Origin of the sequence: Citrobacter sp. Cpo109 (genome assembly GCF_030332565.1) — a bacterium.
GTDB lineage: Bacteria > Pseudomonadota > Gammaproteobacteria > Enterobacterales > Enterobacteriaceae > Citrobacter > Citrobacter portucalensis.
The window spans coordinates 219,703-238,044 of sequence record NZ_JAOWHQ010000056.1 but is presented as its reverse complement, the minus strand read 5'-3'; the positions used below and the strand labels follow the sequence as shown (position 1 = coordinate 238,044).

Here is an 18,342-nt window from a genome sequence, read left to right as displayed (position 1 = left end):
TGTAGTGGTCAACTAAAACTGGCCACGGCTTTAGAGTTTTTCCAGTATCGGTTTTCCGATTCGTTTGGGGGCAACCCACCGTTATAGTCATGCGGCCTTAGCGAGCTGTAATACCCGACGATATAGTCTGTGATCGCATGAGCAGCATCGCTAAAGTTTATATAACCTGTCACTGGCACCCACTCGTTTTTCAGACTACGGAAGAAGCGTTCCATCGGGCTGTTGTCCCAACAGTTTCCACGTCGGCTCATACTCTGCCTGATCTGGCAACGCCACAGTAACTGCCGGAACTGCCTGCTTGTATAGTGGCTACCCTGGTCACTGTGGAACATCACTCCGGCTGGTTTACCGCGAGCTTCCCACGCCATTTCCAGCGCTCTGATGGTCAGCTTGCTATCCGGCGAGAATGACATTGCCCAGCCCACTGGTTTCCTTGCGAACAGATCGAGAACAACTGCAAGGTAAGCCCAACGCTTGCCTGTCCAGATGTACGTCACATCGCCGCACCACACCTGGTTAGGTTCTGTCACTGCGAACTGTCGCTCAAGGCGATTCGGGATAGCGATGTGTTCATGACCAACACGTTTATACCGGTGGGTAGGCTGCTGACAACTCACCAGCCCCAGTTCTTTCATGAGCCTGCCAGCAAGCCAGCGTCCCATTCTGAAGCCTCTCAGGGTTGCCATAATGGCGATACTTCTTGCGCCAGCAGAGCCATGGCTGATGTTATGCAGCTCCCGAACCTGGCTGCGTAACACAGCTCGCCAGCCGTCTGGCTTTTCGGCGCTTTTCTCCCAGTATTTGTAGCTACTGCGATGAACCCCGAACACGTGGCAGAGTGTGACCACAGGATACTGCGCTCTGAGTTTCCCGATTAACGAGAATTGTTCAGGGAGTCTGACATCAAGAGCGCGGTAGCCTTTTTTAATATGTCGTTTTCCATTTCAATGCGTTGTAGCTTTTTCTTCAGCTCACGTATTTCAATCTGTTCCGGGGTTATAGGGGAGGCTTTAGGTATTTTGCCCTGTCGTTCATCCCGTAACTGCTTTACCCATCGCGTCATGGTAGAAAGACCCACATCCATAGCACTGGCCGCAGCTGCAACGGTGTAGTTCTGATCAAGGACCAGTTGAGCGGATTCACGTTTAAACTCTGCGCTGAAATTTCTTTTTTTCATTGAGGCACCTGTAATGTTCTGAGGTGAGCATATCACCTCTGTTCAGGTGGCCAAATTCAGTAAACCACTACAGGTTACGATTGATGCTGGGACAACATGAACAACTACCGCAGGGGTAACATGAATTACCACTGGAGTGGGTTGTGGTGCTGGTTGATAGTTGGTGATCGTTTTCACTTCACCTGTTTTCAGGTTAGCCGCTTTTTCTCCGTAATAAGTGGGTCCAAAGTTACCGATTGTTGCAATCCCAAGACTATTAACTGAATGCTCAAAACCGTATTGGCCATCTCGAGTGATGCCTTTGTTCCAACCAAATCCAACATCTTCGTTACCAATATAACCCGCAGTGTGAACGTGAGTATAATCGCCATCTTTCACAGCTACAGTGTGAGAGCGTTGGGTTGGAGAAACAACGTTGTAGCCAATACGCGTAAGCTCGTCATTATGAATGACGTGGGCGGAGTAGGCTGCATTAGCTACGTCATTGTAAGCATGAACGCTGCCATAGGTGTTTACACCATCATTGTAAGCATGAACATTCAGACCACCAACACCTTCATCATAGCTATGAATCGACATTGCTGTTTCGGTGCCATTGGTTACAGCTACGCTATGAGAGCGCATATCAGCAGACACAACAGTTGATGCTTCTTTTGTCACTCCATCACGATTCACTGTGGAGGTACGCATTGCACCATCCTTGCTGATTGTCGTTGTCGCGGAATATTGTTCATTAACACCGTTATAGGCAATGTTTTTAGTGACGACACCATCTTTCACACTGATGGAACGTGTCGTGTTGTCAGCGATGGGGTGATCGCTCATATTGATGGAGCCTTTAGAGAATCCTGTGAACCCACCACCTGCATTCATGCGCTCCGCAAAGTGACCACCAAACGAATGACCACTAAAAGCATGACCAATGTTACCAGCATGACCATGACCACCAAAATTGTGACCGCCCATACCGCCATGGCCACCGTGACCATGAGCAAAAGCAGATATTGGAAGAACCATTAATACTGCAACCACTGATTTCTTAAACATTTTAATACTCCGTTTAGGATTAATAGGGAGGTGTCATCATTAATTCTTTATTTATCATTTTGTTTGCCCCTCAATGACTGAATGCTGCCGATTACATAATTAATCGATGCAGTAACAGCTATTAATAAACCTATTTAATTTCCGACATAATTGACGAGGAGGGGGAGCTGGTGGAACCAGCGCACGGGTTTCATTATCATCAAACATAAATATCAACACAACGCCAAGATCAATGCAACACAAGATAAAGCACAAATAGTTAATTGTATGATGATTAATTGTTCTTTTCCTTATGCGTATCTTATGCGTGTATTATGCTTTGTATGTGTTCGCTAAGTGTTTCGCCTTTATCTTTTACAAATATGAAAAGTGAACAAAAAATTGAGAAAGTAATGATGTGTTTCAGTGTGTTATGTTGTGATTCATAAGAAGATAAGACAGATGATCGTGACTGATCGTTATGTCGTAAAGCAGTCTGCGATTATGAAGTGTAGAAAGAATGACTCGGACTCAATAGAGGTGATCATCGGCATGTGATGATTCATCATTTGAGGAACCGCGCAAAGCGTTTCGCACGCAGCAACAAATAATGTGGGGGTAAGAAGGGAGAGTGAGAACTATTATTTTCGATTAATCAGCGTTAACCATGATATCCCGATAATCCTTTATCAGGATATCCATAGTCCGATATTTTCCGATGCCAGCGATGGGTATAACGTTACCCCATCAGCATCCAGGTAGCCGGCACAGCAGCAACAAGCAGCAGGCCGATCAGCGCCATCTCCTGGCGTTTTAATACGTTTTCATGCGTGTGCGTTTTACGGGCATAAAGGAAAACCAACAGTCCTGGCGCATACAACACCACAGACAGCAACAGATGCATCGGACCTGACGCATACAATAACCATAGGCCATAAATACTCGCGCCGATACCGACAGCCTTATGAATTGGACGGGTGGCAATTTTTAACAGAAATGCGCCGACCAGCAAATAGGGCACCAGAATCATCTCTGAGGCGATAGTCAGTAACGTATTGTAGTCTGAGCCTGTGAGCCAGATTAGCACAAGGCAGATTTGTACACAGATGTTGGTTAGCCACAGCGATGCCGATGGCGCACCCTGTGCATTCTGTCGCGCAAAAATACGCGGAAACGCTTTGTGCGTGGAGGCGAGGAACGGCACTTCCGCCGCCATAATCGTCCAGCTTAAATAGGCCCCGCACACGGAAACAATCAGACCCGCAGCAATAATAATTTCGCCCCATGGCCCCATCATTTTAACCATCAGACCGGCCATTGATGGATTGCGGATCTCCGCCAGTTCTGGCCGCGCGACAACGCCGAGAGATAGCAGGGTGACTAACAGGTAAACGCCCAGTGCGGCGAGTACAGCCAACAGCGTGGCGCGACCTACATCTCGTTTATTTCTGGCGCGGGCAGATACCACCACCGCGCCTTCCACACCGATGAAAACCCACAGGGTGATGAGCATGGTATTTTTGACCTGCTCCCAGACAGGCACGCCCAACGCGACGCCGGTAAAATCGAGAGTAAAGGTGTCGAGCTTGAACAGCATTAACGCCAGCACGATAAACAGGCCTAGCGGAAGTAGTTTTGCCAGAGTAGCAACCAGGTTAATGCTGGCCGCGGTTTGTACTCCCCGCAACACCAGAAAATGGACTATCCATAACAGTACCGATGCGCCGACAATCGACTGCCAGGTATTACCGTCGCCGAACAGACGTAATTCCGGTGTGTCGGTAAAGAAACTGAGCGCAGAGAAGACGATGACCAGATACGAAACGTTAGCGATAACAGCGCACAGCCAGTATCCCCACGCAGAGCAGAAGCCAATCAACTCGCCGAAACCTTCACGTGCATAGGTGAAGATGCCGCCGTCCAGTTCAGGACGGATACGCGTCAGGATCAGCATAGCAAAGGCGAGCAAAAGAATACCCGCACCGGTAATCGCCCAACCAATCAGTAACGCAGCCGGGCTGGCTACTGCCGCCATATTTTGTGGCAGGCTGAAAACGCCAGCGCCGAGCATTGAGCTTAAAACCAGCGCGGTCAGTGCGCTCAGACCCAATTTCTTTTCCATTTGTATCCAGTTACAAAAACGAGAGTGAGAGAATAATTATTTTGGCAAACCGCATAAAAATGGTGAAAGCCACTAAGGCGCGGGATTTTACGGAGAGAAGAGAACGCATGCAATGGGGATAGAGAGATTTGTGACTAATAGTGTGAAAAGTTGTCTTAATACTGCTGTTTTTGTTTTGTCTGGAAACAGAACTGCGCGAAATTATCAGGTCTACAAGGACTGTAGACCTGATAAGGCATTGGGTATTACTTATACAGATCGGCGCTGATCGTCACGTTGTTACCACGTTCTGACCACTGGCGGGTAATGTGATAGTACTTCGCGCCTTTCTTCGCTGCGCGTTTTGCTACCTGATAAGAGACTTCCGTCATGTTGCCGTAGTTACCGGTGAACTTGATGCTGTCGAACGGTACCATCATGGCGGCGGTCGCTTTGTTCAGCTCTTCAACTTTGGTTCCATCCGGCAGCGTGACAGTGTAACGTCCGCCTTTGGTGGATTGCGTTTCGAAGAAACGGCCGACTTCAGCACTCGGAGAAGCGGTAGTTGCTACGCCCGGGATCTCAACTTTCTTCGCGGCTTCGCCACCTGCTGCTAATGCGGCACGACCAGCATCTGAATCTGCTGGGATCGCATCAGGGCTTTGTACAATGCGTTTTTTCGCATCAGCTTTATAGATGAATGCAGTAATACGCTGGTTGCCGCCCTGGTTGGCATCGACCTGACGCACGATATAGAAGGAGTAAGCACCTTTCTCTTTCGCTGCTTTGGTGATGGCATCGTTTACTTCCGGCTGGCTACGGTAGAAACCTTGCACTGTAACGGTGTCGTAAGGTTCTATCAGAACGGCCTGATCTTTTGGCAATTCCATAACGCCGTTAATGACACGGTTTTTTGACGCTTCCGCTTTTTCAGCGTCGGCTTTATAGACGTCGGCAACAACGCGCCAGTTACCGCCGCTGCCAAAATCTGAGGTATCAACAACATAAAAGGAGGCTGCACCGTCTTTATCTGCACGGCGCGAAACGGCAGCAACCGCATCACCGATAGCATTAAAACGACCGGTGACCACAATGCGGTCATAGGGTTTCAGGGCAGCCGCTTGCTCCGGCGTCAATTCTGTCGCTGCATTTACAGAAAAAGCAGTCGCAGAAATTAGTGCGGACGCCAGGAGAGTGTTCTTAAGCTTCATAAAAATAATCCTTCGCCTTGCGCAAACCAGGTACTGGTATTGTTATTGACTAGAAACGTCGCTGATTATTGCATTTAAATTGTGTCAGTGTCTGCGTCATTTTTCACTCATCGTGTCACGTTAGGTAACAACAGGGATAACATTTTGTGATATGCCGAAAATTTCGGCATTTGGTGACCAAAACTGATAAAGCAGTTGAATTTCATAAGTTAATTTAATGTTAATCAATTGTTTTTGACAGGTAGGTAATCATGTTTTGCCGCTTCGCTTGAGCGAATTATCAGCCTTTGTGGGCTATTTTTAGGGCATTTTATCTGTCTGAGGTTCGATTCATCTCTATTTCGCGAATTTCATAATAAATACTGTTTTTTGGCGCTAGATCACAGGCGTCATTTTCAGTAGGTTATACAGAGTTTGTTACTGTTTTATTTTATTGAGGTAACACTGACCTCTCTCGAGAGTGCGCGCATGCCTCGTGCGAACATTGATAAACCATCATCATAATTACAGATGGAAGGGAACATTATGCGAATTGGCATACCAAGAGAACGGTTAACCAATGAAACCCGCGTTGCAGCCACGCCGAAGACGGTTGAGCAGCTGCTTAAACTGGGTTTCAGCGTCGCGGTTGAAAGCGGTGCAGGTCAACTGGCGAGTTTTGACGATAAGGCGTTTGTTCAAGCAGGCGCAGAAATTGTTGATGAAAATGCAGTCTGGCAGTCAGAGATCATCCTGAAGGTCAATGCGCCGGAGGAGGCGGAAATTCCGTTACTTAATCCGGGCACGACGCTGGTGAGTTTTCTTTGGCCCGCGCAAAACCCTGAGCTGCTGCAAAAACTTGCAGAGCGTAACGTGACCGTTATGGCGATGGACTCCGTGCCGCGTATTTCACGCGCACAGTCGCTGGATGCCTTAAGCTCGATGGCGAACATCGCCGGGTATCGCGCTATTGTTGAAGCTGCACATGAATTCGGTCGCTTCTTCACCGGCCAGATCACCGCCGCAGGCAAGGTTCCACCTGCCAAGGTCATGGTGATTGGTGCGGGGGTGGCTGGTCTTGCGGCGATCGGTGCGGCAAACAGCCTGGGCGCTATCGTGCGTGCTTTTGATACCCGTCCGGAAGTGAAGGAACAGGTGCAGAGTATGGGCGCAGAGTTCCTTGAACTGGACTTTAAAGAAGAAGCGGGCAGCGGCGATGGCTATGCCAAAGTGATGTCCGAAGCGTTCATCAAAGCCGAAATGGAACTCTTCGCTGCGCAAGCGAAAGACGTCGACATTATCGTTACCACTGCGCTGATCCCGGGCAAACCGGCTCCGAAACTGATCACCCGTGAAATGGTCGATTCGATGAAAGCGGGCAGCGTAATTGTCGATCTTGCCGCGCAAAACGGCGGTAACTGCGAATATACCGTGCCTAACCAGGTGACCACCACCGAGAACGGGGTGAAAGTTATCGGCTATACCGATCTGCCTGGCCGTTTGCCAACGCAATCTTCCCAGCTGTACGGTACGAACCTCGTCAACCTGCTCAAACTGTTGTGCAAAGAGAAAGACGGCAATATCACTGTTGATTTTGACGACGTGGTTGTGCGTGGTGTCACGGTGGTTCGCGAGGGTGAAATCACCTGGCCTGCGCCGCCTATCCAGGTTTCTGCTCAGCCGCAGGCTGCACCAAAAGCCGCACCTGCGCCGAAAGAAGAGAAAAAACCTGTCTCTCCGTGGCGCAAATATGCGCTGATGGCGCTGGTAGTGATTTTGTTTGGCTGGCTCGCCGACGTCGCGCCGAAAGAGTTCCTTGGTCACTTTACGGTGTTCGCGCTTTCCTGCGTGGTGGGTTACTACGTGGTCTGGAATGTGTCACATGCGTTGCATACTCCGCTGATGTCTGTGACTAACGCCATCTCGGGGATTATCGTGGTTGGGGCGTTATTGCAAATTGGCCAGGGTGGCTGGGTGAGTTTCCTGAGCTTTATCGCGGTGCTTATTGCCAGCATTAATATTTTCGGTGGCTTCACCGTGACTCAGCGCATGCTGAAAATGTTCCGGAAAAACTAAGGGGTAACATATGTCTGGAGGATTAGTTACAGCTGCATACATTGTTGCCGCGATCCTGTTTATTTTTAGTCTGGCGGGGCTTTCGAAACACGAAACCTCTCAGCAGGGTAACAACTATGGCATCGCCGGGATGGCGATTGCGCTGATTGCCACGATATTTGGTCCGGATACCGGCAACGTTGCGTGGATCCTGGTGGCGATGATCATTGGCGGCGCGATTGGTATTCGTCTGGCGAAGAAAGTCGAAATGACCGAGATGCCGGAGCTGGTGGCGATTCTGCACAGCTTCGTCGGTCTGGCTGCGGTACTGGTGGGTTTCAACAGCTACCTGTATCACGATACGGGCCTGGAACCGATTCTGGTGAACATTCACCTGACGGAAGTGTTCCTGGGTATCTTCATCGGTGCGGTAACCTTTACCGGTTCTGTGGTGGCCTTTGGCAAACTGCGCGGCAAGATTTCCTCTAAACCGCTGATGCTGCCGAATCGTCACAAAATGAACCTGGCGGCGCTGGTTGTTTCTTTCCTGCTGCTGGTGGTGTTTGTTCGTACCGAAAGCGTGGGCCTGCAGGTTCTGGCACTGTTGGTGATGACCATTATTGCACTGGCCTTTGGCTGGCATCTGGTGGCCTCCATCGGCGGTGCGGATATGCCGGTTGTCGTGTCAATGCTTAACTCCTATTCAGGATGGGCGGCGGCGGCAGCGGGCTTCATGCTGAGCAACGATCTGCTGATCGTTACCGGTGCGCTGGTCGGTTCTTCTGGTGCGATCCTGTCTTACATTATGTGTAAGGCGATGAACCGTTCATTCTTCAGCGTTATTGCGGGTGGCTTTGGTTCTGACGGTTCTTCTACCGGGTCTGATGAAGAAGTGGGTGAACATCGTGAGATTACTGCGGAAGACACAGCAGAAATGCTGAAGAACTCGCACTCCGTGATCATCACCCCGGGTTACGGCATGGCAGTGGCTCAGGCACAGTATCCGGTCGCGGAAATCACTGAGAAACTGCGCGCGCGCGGCATCAAAGTGCGTTTTGGTATTCACCCGGTAGCAGGGCGCTTACCAGGTCATATGAACGTGCTGCTGGCGGAAGCCAAAGTACCTTATGACATCGTGCTGGAAATGGATGAGATCAACGATGATTTCGCCGATACCGATACAGTGCTGGTCATTGGTGCCAACGACACGGTAAACCCGGCGGCGCAGGATGACCCGCGCAGCCCAATCGCCGGCATGCCGGTACTGGAAGTGTGGAAAGCGCAGAACGTCATCGTGTTCAAACGTTCGATGAACACCGGCTATGCAGGTGTGCAGAACCCGCTGTTCTTTAAAGATAACACCCATATGCTGTTTGGTGATGCCAAAGCTAGCGTGGATGCGATCCTGAAAGCGCTGTAATTGCCAGTAAAAGTAAGACGGCCTCTGCGGAGGCCGTTTTTTTAAACATCCAGTTTACGCTGGGTGATCCATTCCACACGAGCCGGATCGCGATGCGAGAAGAACGCGCTGGTTCCGCTGTCCATCGCGGCAATTTGCGTCATCTCTTCCGCCGTTAGGGCAAAGTCCAGCACCTGAATATTCTCGGCCATCCGCGCTTTACGCACGGTTTTCGCCAGCGAAATAATCCCACGTTGATAAATCCAGCGCAGCACGACTTGACCAACGCTTTTGCCATATTTTTCACCAATAGCCGATAAGACTGGGTTCTGAAACAGGTCATTGCGTCCTTCAGCGAACGGTGCCCAGGCTTGCGGTTGAATATTCCGGCTCTGCATCCAGGCTACTGCATGCGGCTGCTGATGAAAAGGATTCACCTCAATTTGGTTAACGGCTGGGATAATGCGATTGAAAGCGATTAAATCCGCCAGACGATCCGGATGAAAGTTACTCACGCCAATCGCGCGGATTTTCCCTTCTTCATATAATTCTTCCATCGCACGCCAGGCACCGTGCACATCGCCATAGGGCTGATGAATCAAATAAAGGTCAATATAATCCAGTTGAAGCCGTTGCAGAGAACGTGCGAATTGCGCCTTTGCGCCTGCATAGTTGGTATCCTGTAACCACAGTTTGGTCGTCACAAAAAGCGCCTCGCGGGGGACTCCGCTTTGCTTAAGTGCGTTGCCGACCTGAGTTTCATTCTGGTAGGAGGCAGCGGTATCAATCAGGCGATATCCTGTATCAATGGCATCCCGTACGGCTTGCTCACATTCGCTGGCATCGGTCATTTGATAAACGCCAAATCCGAACAGGGGCATCTCAACACTGTTATTCAAAACTGTTGTATTCATTGGGTTCTCCTGAGCATCATCGTTGCATTGGCTGCAGATTAGCAAATCTGTGTTGATACGATTAGTCTGTGAAATTCGCATGGACCTATGAGTAGAATTCATTTCTGAAAGGTAATTGTTGGAAGTCAGTCACAAAATATGACGCCTATGATTTCACCATTCATGATTTCAGTTCATAAACTCATGCGGTTTTAACCGTCTAATCACGGCAATACGTTGTCTATATACTGCGACCTGACTTTTTAGAACATGACAGGGCACTATGCGTACACGTGAACATGCCTCACCGGTAACTACCGCAAGCCAGACCGGTCTTACTTTTATTCTGATCCTCAGTGGCCTGATGGCCTTTACATCGCTTTCTACCGATATTTATCTTCCAGCAATGCCGACGATGGCCGGGGATTTACATGGCAATGTTGAGCTGACGATTACTGGTTTCTTAATTGGTTTTACTATCGCACAGTTGATTTGGGGGCCGATTAGCGATCATATGGGGCGGCGTAAGCCGCTGTTTATCGGCATGGTGCTATTTATCATTGGTTCCGCAGGGTGTGCGCTGTCTACAAGCATCACGCAAATTGTTTTCTGGCGGGTATTTCAGGCGCTTGGAGCCTGTACCGGGCCTATGCTGGCGCGAGCGATGATCCGCGATCTCTTTGCACGTACTCGTGCGGCGCAAATGCTCTCAACCCTGGTGTTGGTTATGGCGATTGCGCCAATCGCCGGACCGTTGATTGGCGGGCAAATTATTCGCCTGAGCACCTGGCACTCTATTTTTTGGCTGCTGGTGGTGATTGGTGCGCTGATGTTTATCTCCCTAAACTGGCTGCCCGAAACATTGCCGGAAGATAAACGGGTGAAAGCCTCTTTGGCTGGCGCATTTCGTAATTACCGTTCGTTGTTAACGAATGGGCGTTTTATGCGCTATACCCTGAGCCTGACGTTTTATTACGTCGGTGCGTACGCGTTTATTACCGGGTCACCGTTTGTTTATATTAGCTATTACCATGTTGATCCACAGCATTACGGCTGGTTGTTTGCGCTAAACATTATCGGTGTTATGGCTATGAGCGTGGTTAACCGCCGTCTGGTGCAACGGCACGCTCTGGAACAGCTGCTGAAAAATGCGACGCTGCTGGCGGCGCTGGCTGCGGTTGTGCTTGCGCTGCTGGTTAAGCTGGAATCAGGTGGCGTCGTTGCCATTATCATCACTGTTTTTCTGTTTTTCTCGATGAATGGCATTATTGCTGCAACGTCGACTGCTGCGGCGTTGGATGCGGTACCGAACATTGCGGGTTCAGCTTCGGCGCTGATTGGCGCGTTGCAATATGGCAGCGGTATTATCTCATCGTTGCTGCTGGCGGCCTTCAGTGATGGCACGCCCTGGACCATGGCGTGGATAATAGCGCTATTTACGCTGTTAAGCGCCGTTTTGGCTTTTCGCGCGAAACGATAAAGGAAATGCCCCGCGATGGCGGGGCGAAAACTCATTCTTTGTTCAGATCGCTAAGCAGCACGGCAATGCTTTGACCGCCGTTGGTTTGCTCAAGCGCGATTTTCACGATGATGGTCAGCGGCACAGAAAGCAGCATCCCCACGGGACCGAGCAACCAGCCCCAGAAGATTAACGACAGAAATACTACCAACGTGGACAGCCCCAGCCCGCGGCCCATGATCCGCGGCTCGAGGATATTCCCGAATACCAGGTTGATGACCAGATAGCCTGCCAGAACCACCAGCGCATCGTAAAGACCGCTGAATGCCAGCACCTGAGCGATAGGGGGAATGGCTGCCAATACAGAACCGATATTAGGGATGTAGTTCAGGGCGAAGGCCAGTAATCCCCAGACAAAGGCAAAGCGCACATCCAATGCAGCAAGCATGCCCCAGGCGACCAACCCGGTCACAATGCTGATTGCCGTTTTAAGCACCAGATAGTGGGAGACGCTGTCGATGGCGCGTTGAATCGCCGCCATACCTTCAATGGGGCGACTCATCATTTGTTTGAGTTTGTTGGGCAGTTGCGGTACTTCCAGCAGCATAAAAACTACCGTCAGTAGCAGTAAAAATATCGATGACATAGCATTTGAAAGCTGCGCCAGTAAATTGGTCACCAGCGTCATTGCCGCGTTCGGATCGATATATTTGACGAGTTCGTCCACGGAAACGCCGATCCCTGCGCGTTGTAACCATGGTTCAAGATTTTTCAGTGGGATAACCAGTGAAGAGCGATATTGCGGTAGCGTTCGCGCAAGTTCATTTAAGGATGTACCTAAATACGCCAACAGCAGCACCATTAACATTACAATAATAACGATAAGCAATGACACCGCAATTACGCGCGGTATGCGAAGCTTGACCATCCGCTGCACAACGGGATTGAGCACAACGGCTATAAATAACGCCAGAATAAAGGGGACGATGATATCTGCGGCAAAGCGAATACCGCTCAGGATGATAACCAGCATGCCCAGCATAATGACTATTTTTAGACCGTTAAGCGTGATGATCGGTTTCGCCATGTGTATTCCCGCATTTTTCATTTTTGAATCTGCATAATAAAGTGATTTGCGTCGAGCCGTTATAACAAAAATCAAACGGGGCAGGTAAAGAAGTGAAAAGACTTTGAGTTCGTCTTGAAGCTATGATACAAATCATCTGTGTTTAACTACCGAGGACAATTATCATCCGCGATGATGAGAAGCAACACTGCGGATAATTGTAATATTATGGACAATATGTTCAGGATGTTTTTGCGTTTACCTACACTTCTTCGTACCTCCTCCACTTTCTTGCTTGCGGGTGAGCAACACTGGCGCAACGCGCTTTAGTCCCTTCTTCTGCCTGAGCTGGCGCTGTGCGCTTAGCTAACTAATTTTATTTTTTGGTTTACTGCATGCAGTAGGCCTAAAGGACTATATTCTCAAGCAGGAGAAGCATCATGTTTTACTGGATATTATTAGGTCTGGCCATCGCGGCTGAAATTACTGGCACGCTGTCAATGAAATGGGCAAGCGTCGGTCATGGTAATTCGGGCTTTATTTTAATGCTGGTAATGATCGCCTTATCGTATATTTTTCTCAGTTTCGCCGTTAAAAAAATTGCCCTTGGTGTGGCCTATGCCTTGTGGGAAGGTATCGGTATTTTATTTATTACGCTGTTTAGTGTGTTGTTATTTGACGAAACCTTGTCCACGATGAAAGTGGCTGGACTGGTCTCGCTGGTATTAGGCATTGTGCTGATCAAGTCTGGTACTCGAAAACCTGCCAAAACGAGCAAAGAGGTGACCCATGCAGCAGTTTGAGTGGGTTCATGGTGCCTGGCTTGGCATGGCCATCGTGCTGGAAATAGTCGCTAACGTCTTTTTGAAATTTTCTGATGGATTTCGCCGCAAGGTTTATGGCGTGCTGTCGCTGGCTGCCGTGTTAGCGGCCTTTAGCGCGCTGTCGCAGGCGGTAAAAGGTATTGACCTTTCTGTTGCCTACGCCTTGTGGGGCGGGTTTGGGATTGCCGCGACGTTAGCGGCTGGTTGGGTGTTGTTTGGTCAGCGCCTGAATAATAAAGGCTGGATTGGCGTGGCGCTGCTGCTGGCCGGAATGGTGATGATTAAACTTGCCTAATATCCGTGCTGCCCGTTAATGCGGGCAGCATGTGTTACTCCTTCGCCAACGCTTCCAACTTATCGCGAAAACCGGTCACGGATATGGCGCGATTATCGGCTCGCCAGCGATCTTTCGCCGCTGGAGCGGAGCTTTGTACGCCAATCAACTGCCAGCCTGAATCTGTCTTCAGCATCAACGGTGAACCGCTGTCGCCCGGGAGCGTGTCGCACTGGTGTGACAAGACGGTATTCTGCGCCCAGCCGGTCACTACACAATCCTGATGGGTGTACAAATCGTCCAGATGATCTTCCGGATAGCCCGACTGTGTGACTTTGCGATCGGCGGTTTTCAACGCCGCGGTTAACGCCGCTTTATCACCTTCAAACAATGGTAGGGGCGTGATTCCGGAAGGCGGGTAACGCAGCACCACCAGACCAAAATCCCACGGGGCTGCTGATGGCGGCACAATCCAGCCATCTCCATCGGCTTTTAAACGTTTACCAAGTGAGGGATCAACCCGTCCTTCGATTCCATGGATTTCATAGCGCCAGACACCCTTTTTCGACACAAAGCGTAACGCGACGGCTTTATCCGGTTTGCCTTTCGGTGGAGCGAGCAAGCAGTGTCCTGCAGTCAGGGCCAGATGCGGTGAAATGAGCGTGGCGGTACACAGATTACCGCTGGCGGTTTCCAGTTGCCCAATAGCGTCCCATGGTGATTGCGTTGGATCAGTCACTTTTGTGCGATCGTCATGACCAAAAAACAGCGTTTTTATGTTTTCTGCTTCAGCGGTAGTCGTTGCTGGCTGATCCGCATGCGCACCAACGGGAAAAAAACAAATTGAGCCCAGTAATACAGCAATGGTTTTATGCATATCACACTCTGGTGGGGAATTATGATTATAAACAGCAAACCCTCAGTTAATACTATAGACGGGACGGCGAGAAAGTGGGAGTAAAATCAGATAACTACACTCAGGAAAGATAAAAATGCATGGCGATGAGGGCGCAAATTATCAGAGTAATAAGAATGAACTCAAAGCGGTAATGTGACACCATTTTACCCTCCGAAAGGCGGCGCTACATCAGGTCGATCTAGCGCCGTATGCTATGGCGTGGGGGACGCCATAGTGACTACAAATGCGTTATGCTGCAGGTTGAGCTGCTGGTTTAGCGGTGTCGTGTTTTACGGCTTTTTTGGTGTGTTTTTTAGCGGCCTGAGCTTTCTGCTCTGGTGCTTTTTGTTCTGCTGCTGGCTTGGTTGCCGCTTTTTTGGTGTGTTTTTTAGCAGCCTGAGCTTTTTGCTCTGGCGCTTTTTGTTCTACAGCCGGTTTAGTGGTGGATTTTTTAGCGTGTTTCTTGGCAGCCTGCGCTTTCTGCGGCGCTGCTTTGTGCTGTTTTTTATGATGCGTGGTTTTTGCCGGCGCTGCTTTGGTGGTTGCAGCAGCAGTCGGAGCGGTAGTAGCAGTTGTCTCAGCAGCAAACGCGGCAGAAGACAGACCCATAGCAGCGGCAACAACCAGAGCTAATACTTTTTTCATTCTCATACCCTCGATTTGGTTTTTCATTCAACCCCACTGCGGGGCCGTTGAAATAACTATATCGCTGTAATCAGAGGGCTTCCGTGAGTCATTGGTTTCGGCGTGTAACGATATGTACAATGACTCACGGTATGAGATTACAAATAGCGGGTTTCCAGATGAGCGCGGAAATAACGGCTGCTGAGCGGTTCGCCGGTGGCCTGGGTAATAAGCTGTTCAGTGGTAAAACGGCTGCCATGCTGCCAGATGTTCTGACGTAGCCAGTCAAACAGGGGACCAAACTCACCTTGTGCAATAGACTGATTCAAATCAGGCAATGCGCGGTTAGCGGCACTGAACAACTGCGCCGCATACATGGCGCCCAGGGTATAGGAAGGGAAGTAGCCAAAGCCGCCATCGGTCCAGTGAATATCCTGCATACAGCCGTTACGATAGTTTCCGATCGTTGACAGCCCCAACCAGGACTGCATTTTTTCGTTCCACAATGCCGGGATATCATCCACTTCAATATCGCCATTAATAAGCGCACGTTCGATTTCATAACGCAGGATCACGTGAGCGGGATAGCTTACCTCGTCGGCATCAACACGGATAAACCCGGGCTTGACCTGCTGGTTCCAGGCGATGAAATTGCTTTCTTCAAACGCTGCCTGATCGCCAAAGTGGCGCGTTACAGTCGGAATCAACCGCATCAGAAAGGCTTTACTGCGTCCCAGCTGCATCTCAAAGAACAGACTCTGGGACTCATGAATGGCGGTTGAGCGTGCCAGAGCAATAGGTTGCCCAGACCAGCTGCGTGGCAGGTTTTGCTCGTAGCGCGCGTGACCGGTTTCATGGATCACGCCAAATAGCGCGCTGAGTAATTCGTTTTCATCATAGCGGGTGGTAATGCGAACATCTTCTGGTACGCCGCCACAGAAAGGATGTGCACTGATATCCAGCCGACCAGCGGTAAAGTCGAAACCTAGCTGTGCCATTGTTTCAAGACCCAGCTCTCGCTGTACAGCTGTTGGGAAGGGACCTACCGGGGCGATGAGCGACTGCTGAGACTGCTTTGCCACCACCTTGTTTAGCAGATCGGGCAGCCAGCTTTTAACGTCTGCGAAAAGGACATCCAACTGAGTGCTGGTCATTCCTGGTTCAAAGATGTCCAGTAGCGCGTCATACGGCGAACAACCTTTAGCTTCTGCGCGCAGTCGGGCTTCTTCGCGGCTGTACTTCACAACCTCTTTCAGGTTATCGGAAAATCCTTCCCAGTCATTAGCTGGTCGCTGGCTACGCCAGGCATGCTCACAGCGACTTCCCGCAAGAGATTTTGCTTCTACCAACGATTCGGGCAACAAGGATGCCTGGTGATGCAGTCGCGACATTTCGCGCAGGTTCGCCTGTTCTACATCGTTGAGATCTTCCTGTTGCGCTGCGGCGATCCACGTTGCCACTTTCGGGTCAGTTAACAGTTGGTGTTCAAGCACGCTCAGCTCGGCCAACGCTTCGCCTCGGGCTTTACTGCCTCCTGGCGGCATCATGGTAAACATGTCCCAACTGGCGATTGCCGAGAGGTGGGAGAAGCGAGAGAGCCGCTGGAACGTGCGGGTGAGCTGATGGTAATTATCATTGTTACTCATTTTTTGTTCTCGTTCTGTTTAGGTGTGGTTAAGAAGTTTACCGTGATTCACTCACTTTTCATAAACACACCTTTGTACCCGGTTTTCCGTAACAGCTTTTTATAGCGAAAAGCCAGCAGAACCACAAAACAGATGGCGTAGATAATAGGGAGCGGTGATAACACTTTTACCGACCACAGATAATGCAGCGGTAGCAAAATGGCGGCCAGGTAGACGTAGTTGTGCAATGTTTGCCAGCGTTTGCCCATTTTACGCTGAGCGGCTTGTGTCGAGGTCAACGTCAACAGGAATAAGATAATCCAACCGGCCATACCCAGCATTAGCCATGGGCGTGAAACCAGTTCACGACCCAACAATCCCAGGTTTTGTATACCCAGTTCCAGCAGAGCATAGCTGGTAATATGCAGTGTGGCCCATGCAAAGCACCATAAACCTAACAACCGCCGGGTACGAAATAACAAAGGCTGCTTTGCATAGCGTGCGAGCGGCGATACCAGCAGGGTAGCAAGCAAAAACTTCAGCGCGGTAATGCCCGTAAAGTGCTGGATATCTTTTCCCGGGTCGGCACCCAACCCGCCATGCTGCGCGGCCCAGAAGAGCCATAGCAGGGGTAAAAAACCGGCGAGATGCAGCGGCACTTTCAGGCCGGTTATCTGTTTTGCAGTCAACCTCACTTAAAAATACTCCCGAAGATCCATGCCCTGATATAACGATGCCACCTCATCGGCATAACCATTAAAAGGTAACGTGGGCTGTCTCTGTACATCAAGAATGCCACCGGAACCGATAAAACGCTCAGTAGCCTGAGACCAGCGAGGGTGATCAACCTGCGGATTTACGTTGGCGTAAAATCCGTATTCATTTGGTGCTGACATATTCCAGGTCGTCGGCGGCTGCTCACGCGTCAGCTTAATACTGACTATCGATTTAATGCCCTTGAAGCCGTATTTCCAGGGTACGGTCAGGCGTATCGGCGCCCCGTTTTGCGGTGGCAATGCTTTGCCATATACGCCTACGGTGAGAAGTGTGAGTGGGTGCATAGCCTCATCCAACCGCAGACCTTCGACATAGGGATATTTCAACCCACCGCCAATAAAGCGGTCTTTCTGACCCGGCATTTCATCAGGGGCGTAGCGTGTTTCAAAAGCGACGTATTTGGCGTGACTGGTTGGCTCAACCAGCGCCAGTAATTTATGCAACGGAAAACCCACCCACGGCACAACCATCGACCAGGCCTCAACGCAACGCATCCGATAAATACGCTCTTCTAATGGAAAGCGTGTGGTCAGCGCATCATGATCCAAGGTTAAAGGTTTGTTGACCTCACCGCTGATGGTTAACGTCCAGGGATCGGTTTTCAGGCTACCGGCATTGGCGGCAGGATCGGCTTTATCCAGACCAAATTCGTAGAAATTGTTGTAGCCCGTCACCTTGTCTTCTGGCGTCAGTGACAGGCTGTTTTGCCAGCGCTCGGGCTTTGTGAACTCAAGCGCTTTGCCTGCGGGGGCCGGTGGACGATCGTTGCCTTTAAACCAATCCAGCAAATTAGCCTGTGTGGGGGAGGACAGCGTGGCCGCAGCAGCACCTATCCCAAGTGCTTTGAGGATCTGTCGTCGTTGCATAAAAAATACTGACTCGGCTGTAACATCTGCTTCCCGAAGTGGACGTTTTTTTAGCATGACTTATCCTTCTTATTTTCATGTTAAGGAA

General features: G+C 50.1%; 18 protein-coding genes. 6 read left to right on the top strand and 12 right to left on the bottom strand.

Annotated features, from left to right (window positions below):
• Window positions 1-8 precede the first annotated feature (8 nt).
• The 4 genes from OGY71_RS10725 to ydgH form a co-directional block, all read right to left on the bottom strand.
• A protein-coding gene (locus tag OGY71_RS10725) for an IS3 family transposase (RefSeq protein WP_100216202.1) occupies window positions 9-1,177 on the bottom strand; the annotation gives its coding sequence in 2 pieces (ribosomal slippage) (window positions 9-928 and window positions 928-1,177; 1,170 coding nt in all).
• A 42-nt stretch (window positions 1,178-1,219) separates the two neighbouring features.
• Entirely contained in the window at window positions 1,220-2,224 is a 1,005-nt protein-coding gene (locus tag OGY71_RS10720; protein WP_286613294.1) for a hypothetical protein, read from the bottom strand.
• A 718-nt stretch (window positions 2,225-2,942) separates the two neighbouring features.
• Window positions 2,943-4,325: an amino acid permease gene (locus OGY71_RS10715; protein WP_191221511.1), complete on the bottom strand. Its 1,383-nt coding sequence runs from the start codon at window positions 4,323-4,325 to the stop codon at window positions 2,943-2,945.
• Window positions 4,326-4,570: 245 nt separating this feature from the next.
• Window positions 4,571-5,515 (bottom strand): DUF1471 family protein YdgH, encoded by a 945-nt coding sequence (ydgH, locus tag OGY71_RS10710; protein WP_003832856.1) that lies wholly within the window; start codon window positions 5,513-5,515, stop codon window positions 4,571-4,573.
• A gap of 525 nt (window positions 5,516-6,040) precedes the next feature.
• Between ydgH and pntA the strand changes: the two genes are divergently transcribed.
• Both pntA and pntB read left to right on the top strand, forming a co-directional pair.
• The gene (gene pntA / locus OGY71_RS10705) at window positions 6,041-7,570 is read left to right on the top strand and encodes a Re/Si-specific NAD(P)(+) transhydrogenase subunit alpha (protein WP_003832858.1); all 1,530 of its coding nucleotides are present in this window, start codon (window positions 6,041-6,043) and stop codon (window positions 7,568-7,570) included.
• Between the two features lie 10 nt (window positions 7,571-7,580).
• Entirely contained in the window at window positions 7,581-8,969 is a 1,389-nt protein-coding gene (gene pntB, locus OGY71_RS10700; protein WP_003832859.1) for a Re/Si-specific NAD(P)(+) transhydrogenase subunit beta, read from the top strand.
• A gap of 41 nt (window positions 8,970-9,010) precedes the next feature.
• Here the strand turns inward: pntB and OGY71_RS10695 are convergent, their stop codons facing one another.
• The gene (locus OGY71_RS10695) at window positions 9,011-9,862 is read right to left on the bottom strand and encodes an aldo/keto reductase (protein WP_286613290.1); all 852 of its coding nucleotides are present in this window, start codon (window positions 9,860-9,862) and stop codon (window positions 9,011-9,013) included.
• Between the two features lie 262 nt (window positions 9,863-10,124).
• On the opposite strand from OGY71_RS10695, the gene OGY71_RS10690 reads away from it, so the two are divergent.
• Window positions 10,125-11,321 (top strand): multidrug effflux MFS transporter, encoded by a 1,197-nt coding sequence (locus OGY71_RS10690; protein ID WP_286613288.1) that lies wholly within the window; start codon window positions 10,125-10,127, stop codon window positions 11,319-11,321.
• A gap of 31 nt (window positions 11,322-11,352) precedes the next feature.
• Here OGY71_RS10690 and OGY71_RS10685 read toward each other — a convergent pair whose 3' ends face one another.
• Window positions 11,353-12,387: an AI-2E family transporter gene (locus tag OGY71_RS10685; RefSeq protein WP_003832866.1), complete on the bottom strand. Its 1,035-nt coding sequence runs from the start codon at window positions 12,385-12,387 to the stop codon at window positions 11,353-11,355.
• Between the two features lie 138 nt (window positions 12,388-12,525).
• On the opposite strand from OGY71_RS10685, the gene OGY71_RS23305 reads away from it, so the two are divergent.
• The 3 genes from OGY71_RS23305 to mdtI all read left to right on the top strand — a co-directional run bounded on the left by OGY71_RS23305 (window position 12,526) and on the right by mdtI (window position 13,485).
• Window positions 12,526-12,696: a protein YdgV gene (locus OGY71_RS23305; RefSeq protein WP_087050578.1), complete on the top strand. Its 171-nt coding sequence runs from the start codon at window positions 12,526-12,528 to the stop codon at window positions 12,694-12,696.
• Window positions 12,697-12,803: 107 nt separating this feature from the next.
• Window positions 12,804-13,169, top strand: coding sequence for a multidrug/spermidine efflux SMR transporter subunit MdtJ (gene mdtJ / locus OGY71_RS10680; RefSeq protein WP_162623449.1), 366 nt, complete (start codon window positions 12,804-12,806; stop codon window positions 13,167-13,169).
• Entirely contained in the window at window positions 13,156-13,485 is a 330-nt protein-coding gene (gene mdtI, locus OGY71_RS10675; protein ID WP_008784713.1) for a multidrug/spermidine efflux SMR transporter subunit MdtI, read from the top strand. Before mdtJ ends, mdtI begins: the two co-directional genes overlap by 14 nt.
• A gap of 34 nt (window positions 13,486-13,519) precedes the next feature.
• On the opposite strand, the gene OGY71_RS10670 is transcribed toward mdtI, so the two are convergent.
• The 6 genes from OGY71_RS10670 to msrP form a co-directional block, all read right to left on the bottom strand.
• Window positions 13,520-14,341 (bottom strand): trypsin-like serine peptidase, encoded by an 822-nt coding sequence (locus OGY71_RS10670; RefSeq protein WP_063941568.1) that lies wholly within the window; start codon window positions 14,339-14,341, stop codon window positions 13,520-13,522.
• 100 nt (window positions 14,342-14,441) lie between these two features.
• Entirely contained in the window at window positions 14,442-14,525 is an 84-nt protein-coding gene (ydgU, locus tag OGY71_RS23300; protein ID WP_049259791.1) for a small membrane protein YdgU, read from the bottom strand.
• 86 nt (window positions 14,526-14,611) lie between these two features.
• Window positions 14,612-15,007, bottom strand: a complete 396-nt coding sequence (gene asr / locus OGY71_RS10665) for an acid resistance repetitive basic protein Asr (protein ID WP_048214236.1) — start codon at window positions 15,005-15,007, stop codon at window positions 14,612-14,614.
• Window positions 15,008-15,144: 137 nt separating this feature from the next.
• A complete protein-coding gene (locus OGY71_RS10660; protein WP_149335350.1) occupies window positions 15,145-16,632 on the bottom strand; it encodes a carboxypeptidase M32 in 1,488 nt (495 codons plus the stop codon).
• A 47-nt stretch (window positions 16,633-16,679) separates the two neighbouring features.
• A complete protein-coding gene (gene msrQ / locus OGY71_RS10655; protein WP_149335349.1) occupies window positions 16,680-17,306 on the bottom strand; it encodes a protein-methionine-sulfoxide reductase heme-binding subunit MsrQ in 627 nt (208 codons plus the stop codon).
• Window positions 17,307-18,311, bottom strand: coding sequence for a protein-methionine-sulfoxide reductase catalytic subunit MsrP (gene msrP / locus OGY71_RS10650; protein ID WP_003832879.1), 1,005 nt, complete (start codon window positions 18,309-18,311; stop codon window positions 17,307-17,309).
• Window positions 18,312-18,342 lie beyond the last annotated feature (31 nt).